The sequence below is a fragment of the Providencia sp. wls1916 genome (assembly GCF_009706585.1).
Classification (GTDB): domain Bacteria; phylum Pseudomonadota; class Gammaproteobacteria; order Enterobacterales; family Enterobacteriaceae; genus Providencia; species Providencia lanzhouensis.
Window position 1 is genome coordinate 134,568 of record NZ_WLUL01000020.1, and the last position, 19,731, is coordinate 154,298.

Annotated in this window: 16 protein-coding genes; 12 read left to right on the forward strand and 4 right to left on the reverse strand. The window is 41.1% G+C overall.

The window, feature by feature from the left end:
- Positions 1 to 64: 64 nt before the first annotated feature.
- The 3 genes from GKR61_RS13805 to GKR61_RS13815 all read right to left on the reverse strand — a co-directional run bounded on the left by GKR61_RS13805 (position 65) and on the right by GKR61_RS13815 (position 3,406).
- Positions 65 to 838, reverse strand: a complete 774-nt coding sequence (locus tag GKR61_RS13805) for a nucleoside-specific channel-forming Tsx family protein (RefSeq protein ID WP_036953898.1) — start codon at positions 836 to 838, stop codon at positions 65 to 67.
- Positions 839 to 1,115: 277 nt separating this feature from the next.
- Positions 1,116 to 2,642, reverse strand: a complete 1,527-nt coding sequence (ampG, locus tag GKR61_RS13810) for a muropeptide MFS transporter AmpG (protein WP_036953900.1) — start codon at positions 2,640 to 2,642, stop codon at positions 1,116 to 1,118.
- Between the two features lie 182 nt (positions 2,643 to 2,824).
- Positions 2,825 to 3,406 carry a YajG family lipoprotein gene (locus tag GKR61_RS13815; RefSeq protein WP_154600160.1) on the reverse strand — a complete coding sequence of 194 codons (582 nt, stop codon included), beginning with the start codon at positions 3,404 to 3,406 and terminating at the stop codon, positions 2,825 to 2,827.
- 263 nt (positions 3,407 to 3,669) lie between these two features.
- On the opposite strand from GKR61_RS13815, the gene bolA reads away from it, so the two are divergent.
- From bolA to GKR61_RS13860, 9 genes are all read left to right on the forward strand, one after another.
- Entirely contained in the window at positions 3,670 to 4,008 is a 339-nt protein-coding gene (bolA, locus tag GKR61_RS13820) for a transcriptional regulator BolA (RefSeq protein ID WP_036953906.1), read from the forward strand.
- Between the two features lie 339 nt (positions 4,009 to 4,347).
- Positions 4,348 to 5,652 carry a trigger factor gene (tig, locus tag GKR61_RS13825; RefSeq protein WP_036953907.1) on the forward strand — a complete coding sequence of 435 codons (1,305 nt, stop codon included), beginning with the start codon at positions 4,348 to 4,350 and terminating at the stop codon, positions 5,650 to 5,652.
- 518 nt (positions 5,653 to 6,170) lie between these two features.
- Complete coding sequence (clpP, locus tag GKR61_RS13830) at positions 6,171 to 6,791, forward strand: ATP-dependent Clp endopeptidase proteolytic subunit ClpP (RefSeq protein WP_006657219.1); 621 nt, start codon at positions 6,171 to 6,173, stop codon at positions 6,789 to 6,791.
- Between the two features lie 117 nt (positions 6,792 to 6,908).
- Positions 6,909 to 8,186, forward strand: a complete 1,278-nt coding sequence (gene clpX / locus GKR61_RS13835) for an ATP-dependent protease ATP-binding subunit ClpX (protein WP_006657220.1) — start codon at positions 6,909 to 6,911, stop codon at positions 8,184 to 8,186.
- Between the two features lie 233 nt (positions 8,187 to 8,419).
- Positions 8,420 to 10,849 carry an endopeptidase La gene (lon, locus tag GKR61_RS13840; protein ID WP_036953910.1) on the forward strand — a complete coding sequence of 810 codons (2,430 nt, stop codon included), beginning with the start codon at positions 8,420 to 8,422 and terminating at the stop codon, positions 10,847 to 10,849.
- Positions 10,850 to 11,087: 238 nt separating this feature from the next.
- On the forward strand, positions 11,088 to 11,363 hold the full coding sequence (hupB, locus tag GKR61_RS13845) for a nucleoid-associated protein HU-beta (protein WP_006662768.1): 276 nt from the start codon (positions 11,088 to 11,090) through the stop codon (positions 11,361 to 11,363).
- Between the two features lie 173 nt (positions 11,364 to 11,536).
- Entirely contained in the window at positions 11,537 to 13,405 is a 1,869-nt protein-coding gene (gene ppiD, locus GKR61_RS13850) for a peptidylprolyl isomerase (protein ID WP_036953916.1), read from the forward strand.
- Between the two features lie 163 nt (positions 13,406 to 13,568).
- A complete protein-coding gene (locus GKR61_RS13855) occupies positions 13,569 to 13,940 on the forward strand; it encodes a ComEA family DNA-binding protein (RefSeq protein WP_036953919.1) in 372 nt (123 codons plus the stop codon).
- 214 nt (positions 13,941 to 14,154) lie between these two features.
- A complete protein-coding gene (locus GKR61_RS13860; RefSeq protein WP_036953922.1) occupies positions 14,155 to 14,583 on the forward strand; it encodes an acyl-CoA thioesterase in 429 nt (142 codons plus the stop codon).
- Positions 14,584 to 14,637: 54 nt separating this feature from the next.
- Here GKR61_RS13860 and queC read toward each other — a convergent pair whose 3' ends face one another.
- On the reverse strand, positions 14,638 to 15,339 hold the full coding sequence (queC, locus tag GKR61_RS13865) for a 7-cyano-7-deazaguanine synthase QueC (RefSeq protein WP_036953925.1): 702 nt from the start codon (positions 15,337 to 15,339) through the stop codon (positions 14,638 to 14,640).
- A gap of 229 nt (positions 15,340 to 15,568) precedes the next feature.
- Between queC and GKR61_RS13870 the strand changes: the two genes are divergently transcribed.
- The 3 genes from GKR61_RS13870 to GKR61_RS13880 all read left to right on the forward strand — a co-directional run bounded on the left by GKR61_RS13870 (position 15,569) and on the right by GKR61_RS13880 (position 19,642).
- Positions 15,569 to 16,030, forward strand: a complete 462-nt coding sequence (locus GKR61_RS13870; protein ID WP_036953928.1) for an Lrp/AsnC family transcriptional regulator — start codon at positions 15,569 to 15,571, stop codon at positions 16,028 to 16,030.
- A gap of 85 nt (positions 16,031 to 16,115) precedes the next feature.
- A complete protein-coding gene (locus GKR61_RS13875; protein WP_272537382.1) occupies positions 16,116 to 17,861 on the forward strand; it encodes a SmdA family multidrug ABC transporter permease/ATP-binding protein in 1,746 nt (581 codons plus the stop codon).
- Positions 17,858 to 19,642, forward strand: a complete 1,785-nt coding sequence (locus GKR61_RS13880) for a SmdB family multidrug efflux ABC transporter permease/ATP-binding protein (RefSeq protein WP_154600161.1) — start codon at positions 17,858 to 17,860, stop codon at positions 19,640 to 19,642. The genes GKR61_RS13875 and GKR61_RS13880 overlap by 4 nt, the downstream gene beginning before the upstream one ends.
- Positions 19,643 to 19,731: the final 89 nt, after the last annotated feature.

Consider the following 19,731-nt stretch of genomic DNA (forward strand, 5'->3'; position numbering starts at 1 on the left):
AAATTGTTACATTTTTGAAACTAAAGGAAATATGTTAAAAATATAAACAATATTTCCTTAGTCACTAGAAGTTATACTTTAATGTATAAATGATTGCATCTTGGTAGAAATCATCACCTAACTTATTGTCAGCATAACGATATTGAATACCAGCAGCTAAATTTGGTGTGGCGTTCCACCAGAAAGCTAATGCGCCGTTCACGCCATCACGCCCACCGTTGCCATAACGCTCATGACGTGCAAATTCCATTTCATGCCAGTTAGTGATCATGAAATCTTCTTGGAACATTTTGAAGTTATAACCAGCAACCCAACCAACTACATAGCCGTTATTACCGGAATAATAGGTTTGGTCAACATAGTGCAAAGCCACGAAAGGTTTGAACCACAGATCACCAATCGAGGTGTTATAACCGATACCATAAAGTGTGTTGACTTCGTGGAAGTTGCCGCCGTGTTTGTCACCCGGTAAAGACCAAGTACCATAAACGTGGCCGTATAAGTTGAACCCAGTATCTGCGATATAGACGCGAGCTGTTGTTTTCAGCGTATAACGCTGGTTTTTGCCTGGATCTTCATGCTGTTTATTAAATGGGTTTTCAACGTCAAAGAAACCATATAATTCACCCCAATTGAAATTAGCGCCACCTTCTAATTCGAAGTAAGCGAAATCTTCCTTATGGGTTGTATTTTTAGATTTATTTTCTGTATGACGGGACCAGTCGAGATAGTTCACGTTGATATCTGCGAAACCATTCTGATACCCAAGAAAATTTTCAGCATTTGCGGTCCCTGCCAATGATGCTAGAGCAGCAGCACAGAGTAGTGTTTTTTTCATAAGACATTATTTTCGTTTATGTATTAATAAAAATTAGTTGTTACGCAAATTTTTAGCTTGTCAACTAACCATCCTCAAACATGTGAGATATTAAGCTTTCAATTTGTAATTAAAAAATCCCTTTCAGAAAATGAGTGATTCAAATCACGTTTTTATCGATCTTTAAGCGATATTTGCAAGAGAGATCTAATTTGCGAAAAAAGGAGAGATTCCCCAAATTAATTAGTTTAACTTGGGGAAGTCGTGAGCTGAATAGAATGGGAATCAATCAAAAACATCAGAATGATTTATGTTTTATGGCTTTGCGGACAGCGAGGAAGTCGAGGGTTCCACCAACAATAAGGCTGATAGCACCAATGGCTATACCAATGTTAAATATGAGATTCTGATAAGTTGGGAGCGCTAACCACAGGGATATATGGGTAGTAAACAAGTAAACTTTCACCCCTGCAAATGATGTGATTAGTAAACTAATTAACCAAACCGTCAGTATACATGCTGCTGCCATTAGCGCATAAACCGCGATTTTATATTCTCGAGGAAAAAACTCTCTACGTTGAAATTCTCCCGTATCTTGGGTGTATAACAACGAAGTTCGGCAAGCGAGTAGCAATAAAACCCCCGGTACTGCAACGCCGATGGAAATTAAGTAGAACATGGGCCAGCCATAGGTGCTGACAAAAATACTTGCGACGGGGCCGATATAGACACGGCCTACAGCGGATAATGCTGAAAGCAAGGCGAATTGAGTGGCTGATAAAGACTTATTACATAATGTCATTAATAAGGCGACAAATGCCGCAGTTCCCATTCCTGAAAAGATATTTTCGAGGAATATAATAGATCCCATGCTGATAATATTTGGCGGTGTTACTGCGAGGAACCAGTAGCCGATATTCGAACCACCTTGAAGTACACCGAAGACGAATAATGCTCTAAATAGGCTCATATTCTTCATCAGATAACCCCCAAATAGGGCTCCGATGATTGTCGCCGCCATACCAACGGTTTTATTTACTGTACCTACTTCGCTTAAACTAAAGCCAAGGGCATTGAGTAAAAAGTTAGTATTTAGCGCCATAACGAAAGCGTCTCCCATCTTATAAAAGATAAGAAGCAGTAAAATCAGCCATGCATTATTGCGGCTAAAAAATTCGGCAAGTGGCTCATAAATAGCATCTTTTAACGAAGTTGGTGGAGCGGTATTTTCTTGAGGTTCTTTCGCAAAAAGTGTTGCGAAGATCCCAATAAACATTAGCCCTGCCATGAATAAATAAAGTTGCTGCCAAGTGAGGAATTTATCAGCAAGCCAAAGTGCTAATCCCCCAGAAACCAACATACTGATGCGATAGCCCATGACCGATGTTGCTGCACCAATACCTCGCTCTTCTGCACTTAATAAATCTGTTTTATAGGCATCAAAGACAATATCTTGGGATGCGGAACAGAAGGCTACAGTGACCGCTAGCGCAGCTAACCACCAAAGGTGCTCCGACGGATTCATAAAACTCATGCCTGCAATGCTAATAACAAGCAAAATTTGCGTTGTTAATAGCCACCCTCTACGTCGCCCTAAAAATGGGGGGGTATAGCGATCCATCATGGGAGACCATAGAAATTTTAAAACGTAGGCCTGACCGACGAGAGAAAAGAAACCGATGGTTTTAATGTCAATTTTTTCAACGGTTAACCAAGCTTGTAATGTTCCAGCGGTTAATGCCAAGGGCAACCCTGAGACAAATCCCAGTAAAATTAAGGTCACATTATTGGGCAGTGTAAATCTGGGTAGTGTAAAACGTGGCATTATTCCCTCATCGCCTGATGCTGGTGTATTACGTTGCGCGAAGAATGGCGCAGTAGAAAGATAAAACAACCCAAGCTATTTGTATTAAAGAAATAACTCGGGTTAGTAGGATAAAGCAGACTGTTTTTACAGTCTCCGATGAACCAGAATGATACTAGTATGAATTCATTCTTGATACGCGATTAATATCGTGAATTTTGTCTGATAAAATCGGCCACTTCTTGGTCTTTCGCCATATCTGAAATTAAATCACTTAAAGCAAGGTTAATTGCCGCAGCAATTTTTTCATTGGTTGCGCCTAATGCCCCTTGGGTATTGTAATTACGGCTATAAGTCCGGCTCTTAGTTGAGCCATTTGGTGCGGTAGCATTAACGACAACGCTGGAATTAACCGTAATATTATGGCGTAAACTTCCTTCACTCACTTGGGTGTTCAACTTGTTTAATTGAACCACTAAGTTGATATTGGCGGGAGATGTCACCATGAAACCACGAGCAGCCATTTGCTTTTCTACGGCTTCTTGCATTAGATAACGCGGATCGCGAGAGGGATTTAGCACCTCTAAAGTACCGTTTCGGTTAATTTCAGCTAATGCGCGATTTGTACGGTTATCAACGCTACTCACGCTAATTGAAGTCGCATTGAGCGTCGGGTTTTTGGCTGGTAATGCAATTTTAGGTTCGAGGGGCAGCGTATTAGACGGTGCAGTACAGCCCGCTAATAAAAATAACGCAAAAAGTGGAAAACACAGTTTTCTTAACATAATTCTTCCCAGTTCATCTTTCCTAATTGAAAATGTTCCGTTATGGTTCGGGGTGCAACAACTCACACTATTAGACAACAGTTTGAGAAAAAATTCGCGTAAATGTGCAGTCGATGAACATTTTGCATACCCGGACCATAGTTTCAACAATGTAGATGCTATTATCCGCTATTTCTATAATAAGAAGATAGTTACCAACAGCGTGATTAGGGGATTTTTTTTCAGATGTGCTTTAGCGTTTTTTAATTAATTTAGGAGTCTCTATGGACGCCAATATGCCACAAACTATGCAGTCTCGCGTGAGTGAAAAGCTACAGTCTGCATTTGAACCTGAACATATGGAGGTGATTAATGAAAGTCATCAGCATAATGTGTTACCCGGTTCAGAGAGCCATTTCAAAGTGGTTTTAGTCAGTGATAAATTTGAAAACAAACGTATGATTGGTCGTCACCGTGAAATTTATGCTATTTTGGCTGACGAGCTTGCAGGTGAGATTCATGCTTTAGCCTTACACACTTATACTCCAAAAGAGTGGAATGAATTAGCGAGTACTGCGCTAAAATCACCTGCTTGTCGTGGTGTTGGTGGTGTGAATCGCTAATCAAACGTCTTGATGACATACGAATACCAATAGTGTGTTTATCGAGTGGCTGTAAGTGAGCGTTTTTTCCTCAATTCGAGAGAGGAAAATGAATTTTTAGTCAGAAAAGTCACAAATAAAGAGGAATAATCGCTTCTTTTATCGGCTTTTCTCGACTCAGGGCGCATGCATCGGTATAATGCTGCGTCTAATTTTCAGTAAGGTTTCGGGACGCTTCTGATATCAGGGATGACCGTTATGAAAGTAACGCCCCCGGTTCTGGAAGGGAGATTGCCATTATGATTTAATGGCATAACTCTGGAGTAGACCGATCACTAAGATTTATTTTGAGGTAAGAAGATGCAAGTTTCTGTTGAAACGACTCAAGGCCTTGGGCGTCGTGTAACAATCACCGTTCCTGCCACTGATATTGAAAAAGCGCTGAATAGCGAGCTGGTTAACGTTGCTAAGAAAGTCCGTGTTGATGGTTTCCGTAAAGGGAAAGTACCAATGCACATCGTTAAACAACGTTACGGTGCGTCTGTAATGCAAGACGTTCTGGGCGATGTTATGCAACGTAACTTTATCAATGCAATCATTGAACAAAAAATCAACCCAGCTGGCGCGCCAAGCTACAAGCCAGAAATGTTCGAAGACGGTAAAGACTTCGTTTACGCGGTTGAGTTCGAAGTGTACCCAGAAATCGAATTAAAAGGTTTTGAAACTATCGAAGTTGAAAAACCAGCTGTAACCGTGAAAGACGAAGATCTCAACGACATGCTGGAAACTCTGCGTAAGCAACAAGCACAGTGGAAAGAAGTTGAAGATGCAGCAGCAGCTGATTCACGTATCACTATTAACTTCACAGGTTCTATCGACGGTGAAGAATTCGAAGGTGGTAAAGCTGAAGACTTCGCACTGGTTATGGGCGAAGGCCGTATGATCCCAGGTTTCGAAGAAGGCGTTGTTGGTCATAAAGCTGGTGAAGAATTTGATATCGAAGTTAACTTCCCAGAAGATTACCATGCAGAAAACCTGAAAGGTAAAGCAGCTAAGTTTGCTATCGTTCTGAAGAAAGTTGAACAGCGTGAATTGCCAGAATTTACTGAAGAGTTCGTTAAGCGTTTCGGTATTGCTGACGGTTCAGTAGAAGGTCTGCGTGCAGAAGTTCGTAAAAACATGGAACGTGAGCTGAAAAATGCAGTTCGTAACCGTGTTAAAGCGCAAGTTCTGGAAGGTCTGGTTAACGCAAACGAAATCGAAGTCCCAGCAGCAGTTGTTGATGGTGAAATCGATGTTCTGCGTCGTCAAGCTGCACAGCGTTTTGGTGGCAACGAAAAACAAGCGATGGAATTACCACGTGAACTGTTCGAAGAACAAGCTAAACGTCGTGTAATTGTTGGTCTGCTGTTAGGCGAAGTTATCCGTACTAACGAGCTGAAAGCTGACGAAGATCGCGTTAAAGCGCTGATCGAAGACATGGCTTCTGCTTACGAAGATCCATCAGAAGTTATCGAATACTACAGCAAAAATGAAGAGCTGATGAACAGTGTTCGTAACTTAGCGTTAGAAGAGCAAGCTGTAGAAACTATTCTGGCAGCGGCTAAAGTAACTGAAAAAGAAACTAACTTCACTGAGCTGATGAACCAAGTTCAAGCTGGTTAATTTTTCTTTTTAGCAGTACTCTTCTTTTTAGAAGTACAAAGCAAAACCCGTGGTGTTTCACTGCGGGTTTTTTGTCAATTAGCGTCGTAATATTTAGACTTTGTGCAAATCATCTTGAAAATTACATTTAAACCCTAATTATAATAAGAGTCATCAAGATATCGTTCGCTAGATGATGATGGGATTTTTGTGTGGAACACATTTTTCGACAGTATAAAACCGTGTAACTAGATAGACTTGTGTTAAACTCTTTAGCAGAGCGTCTTGCCTATCGCAGTGTTTTCAACAGTATTCTGGCTTAATTCTTTAGCGACTTTTTAACCAAGATTTAAAAAAGTGACTAAAATAATGAAGTAAGCGAAGAGTATAAACAGGCAGACACAACTAACTTAGAAAGAGTGTTTTTTAGAAATATTGTTTTTTAGAAATATTGTTTGTAGCACGATCCCTGCCCAAAATGGCGGACAGACAGCAAATTAGGCGCAAGCACCAGAAAAAGTTTTTAATAGGAGATTTCGATGTCACATTTTGGCGGTCAGGAGCAGTTAGCATCCCAAATGGCACTTGTGCCAATGGTTATCGAGCAAACCTCTCGAGGTGAGCGCTCATATGATATTTATTCACGTCTCTTAAAAGAACGTATTATCTTCCTGACTGGTCAGGTGGAAGATCATATGGCGAACTTAATTGTCGCTCAAATGCTATTTCTTGAAGCAGAAAACCCAGAAAAAGATATTCAACTTTATATTAACTCACCAGGCGGCGTGATTACTGCAGGGATGTCAATTTACGACACCATGCAATTTATCAAACCTGATGTGAGCACTATCTGTATGGGACAAGCGTGCTCAATGGGTGCGTTTTTATTAACCGCAGGTACAAAAGGTAAACGTTTCTGCTTACCAAACTCTCGCGTCATGATCCACCAACCGTTAGGTGGCTATCAAGGACAAGCGACAGACATTGAAATTCACGCTCAAGAAATCTTGAAAGTGAAATCGCGCATGAATGAATTGATGGCCCAACATACAGGGAAATCCATCGAAGAAATTAGTCGTGACACAGAGCGTGACCGTTTCTTATCAGCAAATGAAGCTAAAGAATATGGTCTGGTTGATCATATTTATACCAGCCGTTAATTTGCGAATATTTTGATATAATTAATTTATATCCTAAAGTTTTTGAAAATTTGTTGCCTTGTTTTACTACGAAAATTAGATAAAACAAGGCATTATAAATATAAGTGAGGTCTACTGATGACAGATAAACGCAAAGAGGGAGCAGGTAAATTACTGTACTGTTCTTTCTGCGGAAAAAGTCAGCATGAAGTGCGTAAGCTGATTGCCGGTCCGTCAGTCTATATTTGTGATGAATGCGTGGATTTATGCCTCGACATCATCCGTGAAGAGATCAAAGAACTGGCTCCGCATCGCGAGCGTAGTGAATTACCAACTCCCCACGAAATCAGACAGCATCTTGACGACTACGTTATTGGTCAAGAAAAAGCGAAAAAAGTGTTAGCGGTCGCTGTTTATAACCACTACAAACGTCTACGTAATGGCGATAAAACCAGCGATGGTGTTGAATTAGGCAAAAGTAACATTCTGCTCATTGGTCCGACGGGTAGTGGTAAAACGTTATTAGCAGAAACGTTAGCTCGCTATTTAGATGTGCCATTCACTATGGCGGATGCGACCACATTAACTGAAGCGGGTTACGTGGGTGAAGATGTTGAGAATATCATCCAGAAGCTGCTACAAAAATGCGACTATGATGTTGAAAAAGCTCAACGTGGTATCGTCTATATCGATGAAATTGATAAAATTTCTCGTAAATCCGATAACCCATCCATCACGCGTGACGTATCAGGTGAAGGGGTGCAGCAAGCATTACTGAAACTGATTGAAGGCACTGTAGCCGCGGTTCCGCCACAAGGCGGTCGTAAGCATCCGCAACAAGAGTTTTTACAGGTAGATACTTCGAAAATTCTGTTTATCTGTGGCGGTGCATTTGCCGGGTTGGATAAAGTTATTGGTCAACGTCTGAATACTCGTTCAGGTATTGGTTTTGCGGCGCAAGTTAAAGGTGAATCTGAGAAGGCAACAGAAGGTGAGTTACTCACTCAAGCGGAGCCTGAAGATCTCATTAAATTTGGTTTGATTCCTGAGTTTATCGGTCGTCTACCTGTGGTTGCCACTTTGACTGAGCTGAGTGAAGAAGCTCTGATTCAGATCTTAAAAGAGCCGAAAAACGCATTGACTAAACAGTATCAAGCTCTGTTTAACCTCGAAGGCACTGAATTAGAGTTTCGAGAAGAAGCATTAACGGCGATAGCGAAAAAAGCAATGGCGCGTAAAACAGGTGCTCGTGGCTTACGTTCAATCGTCGAAGCTGCTCTACTTAATACCATGTATGATCTACCTTCAATGAGTGATGTTGAGAAAGTCGTTGTAGATGAAAATGTGATTAATGAACAGTCAGAACCTCTGTTAATCTACAGCAAACCGGATGCCCAAGCTTCTGGCGATAATTAACTTCTCGTCTGTGTTCAATAAATAATCAATCAAAATGAGGGGTAACCCTCATTTTGTTTTTTATGCTTAACTAACCATTGAATGCTAAAATCTTGTCCCCATATAGTTTATATTCTTAGTTGTGGTTTCCTTATTTTGAAAGAGCACTGTTTATATCGCAGTGTTTTACAAGAATTTTTTCTGTTATAAGCAGAAACCCTTAACTGGCGTGTGCTAAACGAAGAGAGAGCTTTATGAATCCAGAGCGTTCCGAACGCATTGAAATACCAGTATTGCCTCTGCGTGATGTAGTGGTGTACCCACATATGGTGATCCCACTGTTTGTTGGACGTGAAAAATCCATTCACAGTCTGGAAGCAGCAATGGATCATGATAAGCAAGTGATGCTGGTTGCGCAAAAAGAAGCCTCAACCGATGAACCTGGGGTGAATGATTTATTTACTGTTGGGACAATTGCATCTGTGATCCAGATGCTGAAACTACCTGACGGTACCGTTAAAGTGCTAGTTGAAGGCCTACGTCGTGCTCGTATTACTAGCCTGACTGATAACGGGGAGTATTTCTTAGCGCAAGCTGAATATCTCGCGAACGATAGTGTGAAAGCGGCTATCTATGATGACGCATCAAAAGCGCCTAGCACTACCGAATTGGTTGACGAAAAAGAGCAAGAAGTATTATATCGTACGATTGTTAGTCAGTTCGAAAGTTACATTAAACTGAACAAAAAAATTCCACCTGAAGTTCTGACTTCACTGCATGCGATTGAGCAAGACCAGCTAGATAAACTGGCTGATACGATTGCTTCACACATGCCGTTAAAACTGGCAGACAAACAGCGCGTTTTAGAAATGGCAAACATTGCTGAGCGTGTTGAGTTCCTCATGGCAATGATGGAATCAGAAACTGAACTACTGCAAGTTGAAAAACGCATTCGTAACCGCGTGAAAAAACAGATGGAAAAAAGCCAGCGCGAGTACTATTTGAATGAGCAAATGAAAGCGATTCAAAAAGAACTTGGCGAAATGGATGATGCTCCAGATGAAAACGAATCGCTGAAACGCAAAATCGAAGAAGCGAAAATGCCAAAAGAGGCACAAGAAAAAGCCGAAGCTGAATTGCAGAAGCTGAAAATGATGTCTCCAATGTCTGCTGAAGCGACGGTGGTTCGTAGCTACATTGATTGGATGGTTCAGGTTCCATGGCATAAGCGTAGCAAAGTCAAAAAAGACTTAGTGAAAGCGCAAGAAGTGCTCGATACAGATCACTATGGCTTAGAGCGCGTTAAAGACCGTATCCTTGAATACCTCGCGGTTCAAAGCCGTGTTAGTAAAATCAAAGGGCCAATCTTATGCTTAGTCGGACCTCCAGGGGTTGGTAAAACGTCTCTGGGGCAATCTATCGCTAAAGCAACAGGGCGTGAATATACCCGTATGGCTCTGGGTGGGGTTCGTGACGAAGCGGAAATCCGTGGTCACCGTCGTACTTATATTGGTTCAATGCCGGGTAAACTTATCCAGAAAATGGCGAAAGTAGGGGTTAAAAACCCACTATTTTTACTGGATGAAATCGATAAAATGTCTTCAGACATGCGTGGAGATCCTGCATCAGCACTGTTAGAAGTGTTAGATCCAGAACAAAACGTTGCATTCAACGACCATTATTTGGAAGTTGATTATGACCTGTCTGACGTGATGTTTGTGGCAACATCGAACTCGATGAATATCCCTGCACCATTATTAGACCGTATGGAAGTGATCCGTCTGTCTGGTTATACCGAAGACGAAAAACTGAATATTGCTAAGAGACATTTACTATCTAAGCAAATTGAGCGTAATGCCTTGAAAAAAGGCGAGTTATCTATCGATGATGGCGCAATTATGAGCATCATTCGTTACTATACTCGTGAAGCTGGCGTGCGTGGATTAGAACGTGAAATTTCTAAACTGTGCCGTAAAGCTGTTAAAGCATTGCTGATGGATAAAAAACTGAAGCATATTGAGATCACTGCTGATAATCTGAAGGATTACTTAGGTGTTCGTCGCTTTGATTACGGTCATGCTGATACCGAAAACCGAGTAGGGCAAGTGACTGGTTTAGCATGGACAGAAGTTGGTGGTGACTTACTTACCATTGAGACAGCCTGTGTACCGGGCAAAGGTAAGTTAACTTACACCGGTTCTCTGGGTGAAGTGATGCAAGAATCAATTCAAACAGCGCTGACAGTGGTACGTGCTCGTGCAGAAAAACTGGGTATTAACGGTGACTTCTATGAAAAACGTGATATTCACGTTCACGTACCAGAAGGCGCAACACCGAAAGATGGTCCAAGTGCGGGTATCGCAATGTCAACGGCACTGGTTTCTTGCTTAACGGGTAACCCTGTAAAAGCGGATGTGGCGATGACCGGTGAAATCACGTTACGCGGTTTAGTATTACCAATTGGTGGGCTGAAAGAAAAATTACTGGCAGCTCATCGTGGTGGTATTAAAACGGTTCTTATCCCTGATGATAACAAACGTGATTTAGAAGAAATTCCTCAGAATGTGATTGCTGATTTGCAAATCCATCCTGTTAAGACAATTGAAGAAGTCCTCTCATTAGCATTAGTCAATCCTCCTTTTGGGGCTGAAGTGGTCCAAAAGAAAGCTAAAAGAGTGAGCTGAATCAAGAAGCTTGTATAAAATTAAGGCTGACAGCTAATTTAGGGCTTGTCAGCCTTTTTTTTCGTGGTTACTTTAGCGAAGATTCTGATAATGGTTAGCGTGCTATCTGTTTTCTTGCCATTAATATTCAGGATTGATATAACGGCTGCATCATTAATTAACTATACTTAGTAATGTTAACTATACTGTAGTTGGTTAATTAACCGATAAAGTCAAAACTAATATGGGGATGATAATAGTGAATAAGTCTCAACTGATTGAAAAAATCGCTGCAGAAGCGAACATTTCTAAAGCCGCAGCAGGTCGCGTAGTCGATGCTTTCGTTGCTTCTGTAACGACTTCTCTGAGCAAGGGTGATGATGTTACTTTAGTTGGTTTTGGTACTTTTAATGTACGTCAACGCGCAGCACGTACAGGTCGTAACCCGCAGACAGGTAAAGAAATTAAAATCGCTGCGGCAAAAGTTCCTGCATTCCGTGCAGGCAAAGGTCTTAAAGACGCTGTTAACGGTTAATTGAGTTTAGTTTCGTCTTTCACGCATTTTTGCGAAAACTCAAACTGACGTAATGTCTTTAATCAGCTAATATATAAGCGCGCCATGGAAATGGTGCGCTTTTTTTTCTATCTGAGTTAAAATTAGCGTAATATTAAGAAATTCAACAAAGCAAAGCGGAGTTAAGCCTTTTTATGATGGAAGATCTACGCACGAAGGCGAACAGTCCTTTTATTAAAGTGTTGTTAGCTATTATTATCTTGTCATTCGTGCTGACAGGTGTTGCTGGCTATGTGATTGGTGGCTCAAGTAATAATGCTGCTGAAGTCAATGGACAGCCAATAAGCAAGGAACAATTACAGCAAGCTTTCCAGCAAGAGCGCCAGTCATTACAAGAATACTTAGGAGATAAATTCTCTGAAGTTGCAAGTAATGACAACTACATGAAAGAGCTGCGTACCCAAGCTTTGAATAACTTAATCAATAATCAATTGATTAACCAATACGCTAATGAATTACAACTCTCTGCTAGCGACCAACAAATTGAGCAAGCTATTTTTGCTATGCAAGTTTTCCAAACAAATGGAAATTTTGATAGTGAAAAATATCGCGAGATTTTAAAACGTTACAATATTAATGCAGATGATTTTGCGGCACAAATTCGCCAAGATTTAGTTCGTGCGCAATTAGGTAAATCGTTCACCGGAACAGAATTTGCACTGCCTTCAGAAGTCAAAGCGTATGCGGAACTGTTTATGCAAGAGCGTGAAGTCCGTACGGCAAGCTTGTCGTTAGCTGCGCTAGAAGCTAAACAAACCGTTTCTGAAGATGAATTAAAAGCGTATTACGCGGCAAATCAAAACAGTTTCATTTCACCTGAACAAGTTCAAGTAAGCTATGTCGAAATGGATGCGGCATCTATGCCAAAAGCATCTGTGACGGCTGAAGAAGTGAAAGCTTACTACGATGAAAATCTGAAGAATTTTACTAAAGCGGAACAAAAGCTGTATAGCATGATTCAAGTCGCATCAGAAAAAGATGCACAAGCTTTAGAAGCCGAGCTGAAAGGCGGCGCTGATTTCGCAACGTTAGCTACTGAAAAATCCACAGATAAATTCAGTGCTGGCAACAAAGGCGTGATTGGTTGGATGGAAGCAACTTCTACACCAAGCGAAATCATCAGTGCGAATTTAACCGAGAAAGGTCAAATTTCTGCACCGATCAAAGTCCAAGATAATTATGTCTTATTCCGTTTGGATGATGTTAAGCCAGAAGCAATTAAGCCTTTTGATGACGTTAAATCAAGTATTGAAACTAGTTTAGTTCAAGATAAAAGCGTCAAACAGTTTTACGATTTACAACAGAAAGTGAGTGAAGCTGCGACGAATGACAATGAATCATTAGCATCAGTTGAAAGCATTTCTGGCTTGAAAGTTGCGACTACTGGCTGGTTTGATCGCCAAAACCCACCGACACAACTGAATTTCCCGAAAGTCGTTAACGAAGTATTCAGCGACCGTTTAGTCGATAAAAAAGGTACAACAGGTATCAACTCTGACGTGATCAACGTTGAAGGGGATCGTGCATTTGTTCTGCGTGTGACTGATTATAAAGCGGAATCAACAGAGCCATTCGAAACAGTAAAAGCGGATATTGAAGCATTAGTTAAGCGTCAGAAAGCGTCTGCACAATTAAAAGCGAATGGTGAGAAATTACTGGCAGAGCTACAAGCTGGTAAAGGTGATGAAGCATTGAAAGCTGCAGACACCCAATTTGGCGCTGTTCAAACAGTTTCATTCCTTGCACCTGCAACGGATGTGACGGGCGTTGCGATGAAAATGACACCGCCAACTGACGGTAAACCAACTTACGCAATCGCTTATGACCAAAAAGATAATCTACTAATTGTTCAATTAGATAAAGTGACTTTAGGTCAGCCAACAGCTGAAGAATTGAGCCAGCTATCTAACGAATATCGTGGTGCAATGAGCTCAGCGGTGAATGAAGCGTTAATGCTGAATTTACGCGCGAACGCAAAAATTGAAGTGCAAAGCTTAGAATAAGTTATTTGCATGGAATAATTGCGAAGCGCTTCGCAACTAAAATTGCAATATCTGTAATAGAAGGCCACCCATTGGGTGGCCTTTCGCATTGTATAAACAGAAGAAAAGTTTTTGAAAAAATTCTCTGGCATTGTGATGTTTCAACACACATAGGAGAACAATGATGAAATGGAATAAAAGCATTAAACAAGGATTAGGGACAGTGTTAATGGTAGCAATGTTATGCCCTTTATCTGCATTTGCAGTGGTTAAAAAAGCAGAAACTGAAAAACCAGCCACGGCGATAGTGCAACCTCAAAATAGTGATGAAGTAAAAAACGTGGCGAGTTTAACATCTCCAGACCAAGTGAATATTAATCAAGCCACTGCTGAGGAATTAGCGAGGAAACTCAATGGAATTGGTAAACAGAAAGCTCAAGCTATTGTGGAATACCGAGAAAAATATGGCGCTTTTAATACAGTTGAAAATATCCTTGAAGTACAGGGAATTGGACCTGCATTTTTAGAGAAAAATCGTAATAAACTTGTCCTATAAGCAAAAACAGCCCACTTTCAGCGTGGGCTATTTTTTTAGAAAATGGAAAGTAGCGTTATGAGATTAAAAATAAATTATGGGTAATATTTGTGCTATTAAATTTGATTTAAGCATGAATATGAGAGCTAAGTCTGATTAGTGATATTTTTTAAGCAGCCCTTTCAAATATTTGTTATTTTTATGTTATCAAATAATTTAGCTGGTCGGAGTAGTTATGGCGATACACATAAAAGTGCTCGGTTATCACATTGATGTCTTTCAGCATGTCAATAATGCTCGGTACTTAGAGTTCTATGAAGCGGATAGATGGGATTGGATGGGAAAAGCTAATCTTATTGAATGGGCTATTCAGCATAGAATCGTGATGGCGGCAGTGAATATTAATGTTAACTATTTCCAAGCCGTTGGGTTGGGCGATGAGCTAACCGTCATTTCACGAATGGATAAAATCGGAGTGAAGAGTGCAGTCTGTTACCAACAAATTATTCGCCATCGTAATGGTGTTGATGAAGTGGTATCTGATGCGTACGTCACGTTTGTCTTCATTGATGGTAAAGTCAATAAAGCCATGGTGATCGAGGATGAACTCCGAGAAAAAATTGAGTCACTGAAAAATAAAACAGATGCTTTTATCGAAGTATAGGCAAATTAGGAGTATAGCCAACCAGTAAATATTCACTAAGGTTGGCTTTTAGAATTACTTCGTTGCGTTGAGTTGTTTGAGTAATGAATCCATAACGGCTTGTTGATTATTGAGATAATAATTCAAGCCTTTGCTACGTAAATGGCATGCGGCACACTCGGAACAGCCATCACCTGGAATACCATTGTAGCAAGTGAGAGTTTGAGTGCGGATAGTCTCAAGGTGCCCATAGTAGTCAGCAAGAGCCCATGTTTGTGCTTTGTCTAACCACATAAGAGGTGTTTCGAAACGAATATCTTTTGCTAGTCCTAGGCTAACCGCATGATTGAGCGCTTTGACAAACTCATCACGACAATCAGGGTAACCTGAAAAGTCAGTTTCACAGACACCGGTGATCACCGCTTCAGCTTGTACTTGGTAAGCATAGATAGCAGCGAGTGTTAGGAATAGAATATTACGCCCGGGTACAAAAGTACTTGGTAACCCGCTGGCTTCGCTTTCTTCATAGTCAGGAACTGGAATGTTATCACGGGTTAAACTACTAACCGCTAGCTCATTGAGCAAGGTAACATCGAGAACTTTATGCGCTTTTGCGCCTAATTGTAGGCTAAGCTTTTGCGCAATGTCGATTTCTAAGCGGTGGCGCTGACCATAATCAAAGGTGACACAATGAACCTCATCATAATGTTTGAGTGCTTGAATTAGGCAGGTTGTTGAATCTTGTCCTCCGCTGAAGACAACAACAGCACGTTTCATGAGTCTCTCCTAAGATTAAATAATGAGAATATTAATTTAGATCTATGTTAACGAGCCAAGAGGGGAATGAACAGTCTGTTTTTGTACCTTCAACCTCTAAAATAAGCAATTTATGCTATATTTCGGTTATTCATGCAAAGTTATTCTACAATACTAGCAATTCGTAACAGCTTTATTATTTCATCATGATAGAATTTTGCGGATAACAGGATTCGCTTAGGGGCTAAACATGCTGGATAAAATAGATAAAAAACTACTTTGCTTATTACAAAATGACAGCAGCCTATCATTAAACTCATTAGCAGAAGCCGTCAATTTAACCTCGACACCATGCTGGAAACGACTTAAAAGGCTAGAGGACGAAGGATATATTCGAGGACGAGTCACGCTATTAGATGGCGAAAAGCTGGGATTGGGGCTGACGGTGATTGTCATGATTAAAACCCAACAACATAATAGCGAATGGTACGCGCAATTTGTTTCATTTGTGGAAAAATTACCTGAAGTTTTAGTGTTTTATCGCATGGCTGGTGAATATGACTATCTGATGCAAGTCGAAGTTCATGATATGAAATCCTATGATCTATTTTATAAGAAATTGGTTAATGGCGTTCATGGCTTAATTGATGTAACCTCCAGTTTTGCAATGGAAAAAATCAAATATACAACCGTTTTGCCAATCCCTGACTAATCCAAAAGTCATATATTAGCCCAAGAGCGCAGAGCTCCTAATAATAGAGCAAGCAGTCACTAACATCATTCAAGGCAAGTAATACGTGCGATTATTTTCACAATTACGTTGGTATTTTATAAGCGAATGGCGTCGCTATGTTGGCGCTATTTGTTTTCTTGTGGTCATTGCTATTTTACAAATGATCCCACCACGCTTTGTTGGTGTGATAGTGGATGGTATTAGCAAAGGGTCGATGACTAATCAGCAACTTGTGACGTATGTATTATCCATGCTCGGAATTGCTTTAACAGTTTATGGGTTGCGCTATGTTTGGCGTTTATGGCTATTTGGTGCTTCCTACAAATTGGCTGTTCGACTAAGACAACAAATTTATCAGCAGCTTAGCTTACAAAATCAGCCATTTTATATGAAATATCGCACAGGAGATCTTATCGCGCGTACCACGAATGATGTGGATCGTGTGGTATTTGCCGCAGGTGAAGGCGTTTTAACTCTCGTTGACTCTCTGGTGATGGGATGTGCCGTCCTTATTATGATGAGCATCGAAATAAGTTGGCAGCTAACACTCCTGGCCTTGATTCCTATGCCTATTATGGCACTGGTCATTAAGCGTTATGGCGACCTGCTTCATCATCGTTTTAAACATGCTCAAGGTGCTTTTTCATCATTAAATAACCACGCACAAGAGAGCTTAACCAGTATTAGAATGATCAAAGCATTTGGCCTTGAAACGCATCAATCCAATCAGTTTGAGCAAGTTGCCACTGAAGCTGGGCGCAGGAATATGCATGTAGCGAAGATTGATGCTCGTTTTGATCCGACCATTTTTATGGCGATAGGAATGGCAAATTTGTTAGCCATCGCGGGCGGAAGCTGGATGGTGTTGAATGACACATTAACCCTCGGAGAGCTCACCAGCTTTGTCATGTATTTAGGGTTGATGATCTGGCCGATGCTTGCCCTTGCATGGATGTTTAACATTGTTGAACGAGGAAGTGCAGCATATAGCCGGATTTTAAGCTTACTTGACGAGCCATTAGTGATTAAAGATGGTAACCAAAGTTTGCTTGCGGAAAAAGGCGAGTTAAACGTCAATATCAGAACATTTTCGTATCCCGAAACCCAGCGCCATGCTTTGCATGATATCCAGTTTGATGTAAAACCTGGACGCTTCCTTGGGGTATGTGGACCAACGGGATCAGGGAAGTCGACATTAATTACTGTGTTACAACGCCATTTTGATGTGAATGAAGGTGAAATTATTTATCAAAATAAATCACTGACAGATATTCGACTCGATGAGTGGCGGGCAAGGTTATCAATAGTGAATCAATCTCCATTCCTATTTTCTGATTCGGTCGCAAACAATATCGCTCTTGGGCAGCCAAATGCAACAATGGAGCAAATAGAAGACGCGGCTCGAGTTGCTTGTGTGCATGAAGACATTTTACGTCTACCGGAAGGGTATCAAACCCAAGTGGGAGAGCGTGGTGTCATGCTGTCTGGGGGGCAAAAACAGCGAATTTCCATTGCACGGGCGATTTTACAAAATGCGGAAATCCTTATTTTGGATGATGCGCTGTCTGCCGTTGATGGGCAGACAGAGCACACCATTTTGCAGAATTTGAGTCGTTGGAGACAGGGGAGAACGTTGATTATTAGCGCCCATCGTCTATCAGCCTTGGTGGATGCCGATAATATTCTTGTTTTATGTCATGGGAGTATAGTTGCCAAAGGCACTCATAAAGTACTTTCCCAGCAATCTGGTTGGTACAGCGATATGTATCATTATCAGCAAATTGAAGCTGCTTTGGACGGTGATCTATGAACCAAAGAAAGCCGCTTTGGCCAGCATTAAAACGTTTATTATCTTACGGTAAACCTTACCGCGGTACCATGGGGATAGCGATTGCTATGCTTTGGTTGGCTGCCGCCGCAGAAGTGAGTGGGCCCTTACTGATTAGTTACTTTATTGACAATATGGTGGCTAAAAAACAGATCATTATGCCGCTAACGCTGTACATGGTGATTGGATTTATTGCGCTGCAAATCATTGCAGCACTTCTTCACTACCATCAAAAAATTCTGTTTAATCAAGCCTCTGTTGGAGTGGTGCAAAATCTACGCACTGATGTGATGAATGCGGCTCTGCGCCAGCCATTAAGTGCCTTTGATAAGCAACCCGTGGGGCAGATTATTTCTCGTGTGACCAACGACACCGAAGTGATTAAAGATTTGTTTGTCATGGTAGTACCAACAGTATTTCGCAGTTTGGCATTAATTTGTGCCATGCTAGTCGCCATGTTTTCTTTAGAGTGGCGAATGGCATCCATTGCGGTACTCATTTTTCCTGCGGTTCTGATCGTAATGTTGGTTTATCAGCGGCTTAGCACGCCAATTGTGCGCCGTGTTAGGGCGTATCTTGCAGATATTAATAATGGTTTCAATGAAGTCATTAATGGCATGACGGTTATCCAGCAATTTTTACAGCAAGCTAGATTTGGGCAAAAAATGCTGGAAGCAAGTGAAGAGCACTATCATTCCCGAATGAAAGCATTGAAATTAGATGGATTACTACTCAGGCCACTACTGAGTTTGTTCTCTGCCTGTGTATTATGTGGGTTATTATTGCTATTTGGATTTGATGGTACCAGTACTGTCGGTGTCGGGGTTCTGTATGTTTTCATTAACTATTTAGGTCGTTTAAACGAACCATTAATTGAGCTAACATCTCAGCAGTCCATGTTGCAACAAGCGGTTGTATCCGGTGAACGTGTTTTTGAATTGATGGATAGCCCACAGCAAGGTTATGGCGAAAATATTGCGCCATTACAGGGCGGAGCAATTGAGATCAAACACCTCTCTTTTGCTTATCGAGATGATAAAAAAGTCCTTGATGATATTAATTTATCCGTCCCAGAACACCATTTCGTGGCACTTGTTGGGCACACGGGAAGTGGAAAAAGTACCATTGCAAACTTAATCATGGGGTATTACCCATGGCAGGAAGGGGAAATTTTACTGGATGGACGGGATTTAAATTCACTGTCCCATCAAGTATTACGAAATGGCATTGCTATGGTGCAGCAGGATCCGGTAGTACTCGCGGCTTCATTTTTTGATAACGTTGCTCTAGGACGTGATATTTCCCAAGAAAAGGTGTGGGAAGTCCTTGAAACTGTACAATTAGCTCAGCATGTCCGTGAATTGCCAGATGGATTGGATTCATTGTTAGGTGAGCAAGGAAACACTTTATCTGTTGGGCAACGACAGCTATTGGCGATGGCGCGAGTACTCGTCGTAACACCGAAAATTCTGATATTGGATGAAGCGACCGCGAATATAGATTCTGGCACTGAACAGGCTATTCAAAAGGCGCTACGTGTTATTCGTCGAAATACTACGCTGGTGGTGATAGCTCACCGCTTATCAACGATTGTGGATGCTGATCAAGTTGTTGTTCTTCATCGAGGAATGATCGTTGAGCAGGGAAATCATACTGAACTTCTTCAGCAGGAAGGTCGCTATTACCAGATGTATCAATTACAACAAGTGGGCGAGTCACTGAACTCTCGTGATGAAGCGGCTGCAGAAGCATTATTAGTTTAGTTAGTGCTTACTGACATACTTTATGTTGAATTGACGAGTTGATTAAGTTACTAAGCAAGGAAAAGCCTCACAATTAGGAATTCCTATAT

Coding starts and splice junctions, on each gene's coding strand:
- ppiD (WP_036953916.1), top strand. CDS start 11,537: ATGATGGAAGATCTACGCACGAAGGCGAACAGTCCTTTTATTAAAGTG.
- GKR61_RS13880 (WP_154600161.1), top strand. CDS start 17,858: ATGAACCAAAGAAAGCCGCTTTGGCCAGCATTAAAACGTTTATTATCT.
- clpP (WP_006657219.1), top strand. CDS start 6,171: ATGTCACATTTTGGCGGTCAGGAGCAGTTAGCATCCCAAATGGCACTT.
- GKR61_RS13805 (WP_036953898.1), bottom strand. CDS start 838: ATGAAAAAAACACTACTCTGTGCTGCTGCTCTAGCATCATTGGCAGGG.
- lon (WP_036953910.1), top strand. CDS start 8,420: ATGAATCCAGAGCGTTCCGAACGCATTGAAATACCAGTATTGCCTCTG.
- bolA (WP_036953906.1), top strand. CDS start 3,670: ATGGACGCCAATATGCCACAAACTATGCAGTCTCGCGTGAGTGAAAAG.
- tig (WP_036953907.1), top strand. CDS start 4,348: ATGCAAGTTTCTGTTGAAACGACTCAAGGCCTTGGGCGTCGTGTAACA.
- GKR61_RS13855 (WP_036953919.1), top strand. CDS start 13,569: ATGAAATGGAATAAAAGCATTAAACAAGGATTAGGGACAGTGTTAATG.
- ampG (WP_036953900.1), bottom strand. CDS start 2,642: ATGCCACGTTTTACACTACCCAGATTTACACTGCCCAATAATGTGACC.
- GKR61_RS13815 (WP_154600160.1), bottom strand. CDS start 3,406: ATGTTAAGAAAACTGTGTTTTCCACTTTTTGCGTTATTTTTATTAGCG.
- GKR61_RS13870 (WP_036953928.1), top strand. CDS start 15,569: ATGCTGGATAAAATAGATAAAAAACTACTTTGCTTATTACAAAATGAC.
- GKR61_RS13860 (WP_036953922.1), top strand. CDS start 14,155: ATGGCGATACACATAAAAGTGCTCGGTTATCACATTGATGTCTTTCAG.
- clpX (WP_006657220.1), top strand. CDS start 6,909: ATGACAGATAAACGCAAAGAGGGAGCAGGTAAATTACTGTACTGTTCT.
- queC (WP_036953925.1), bottom strand. CDS start 15,339: ATGAAACGTGCTGTTGTTGTCTTCAGCGGAGGACAAGATTCAACAACC.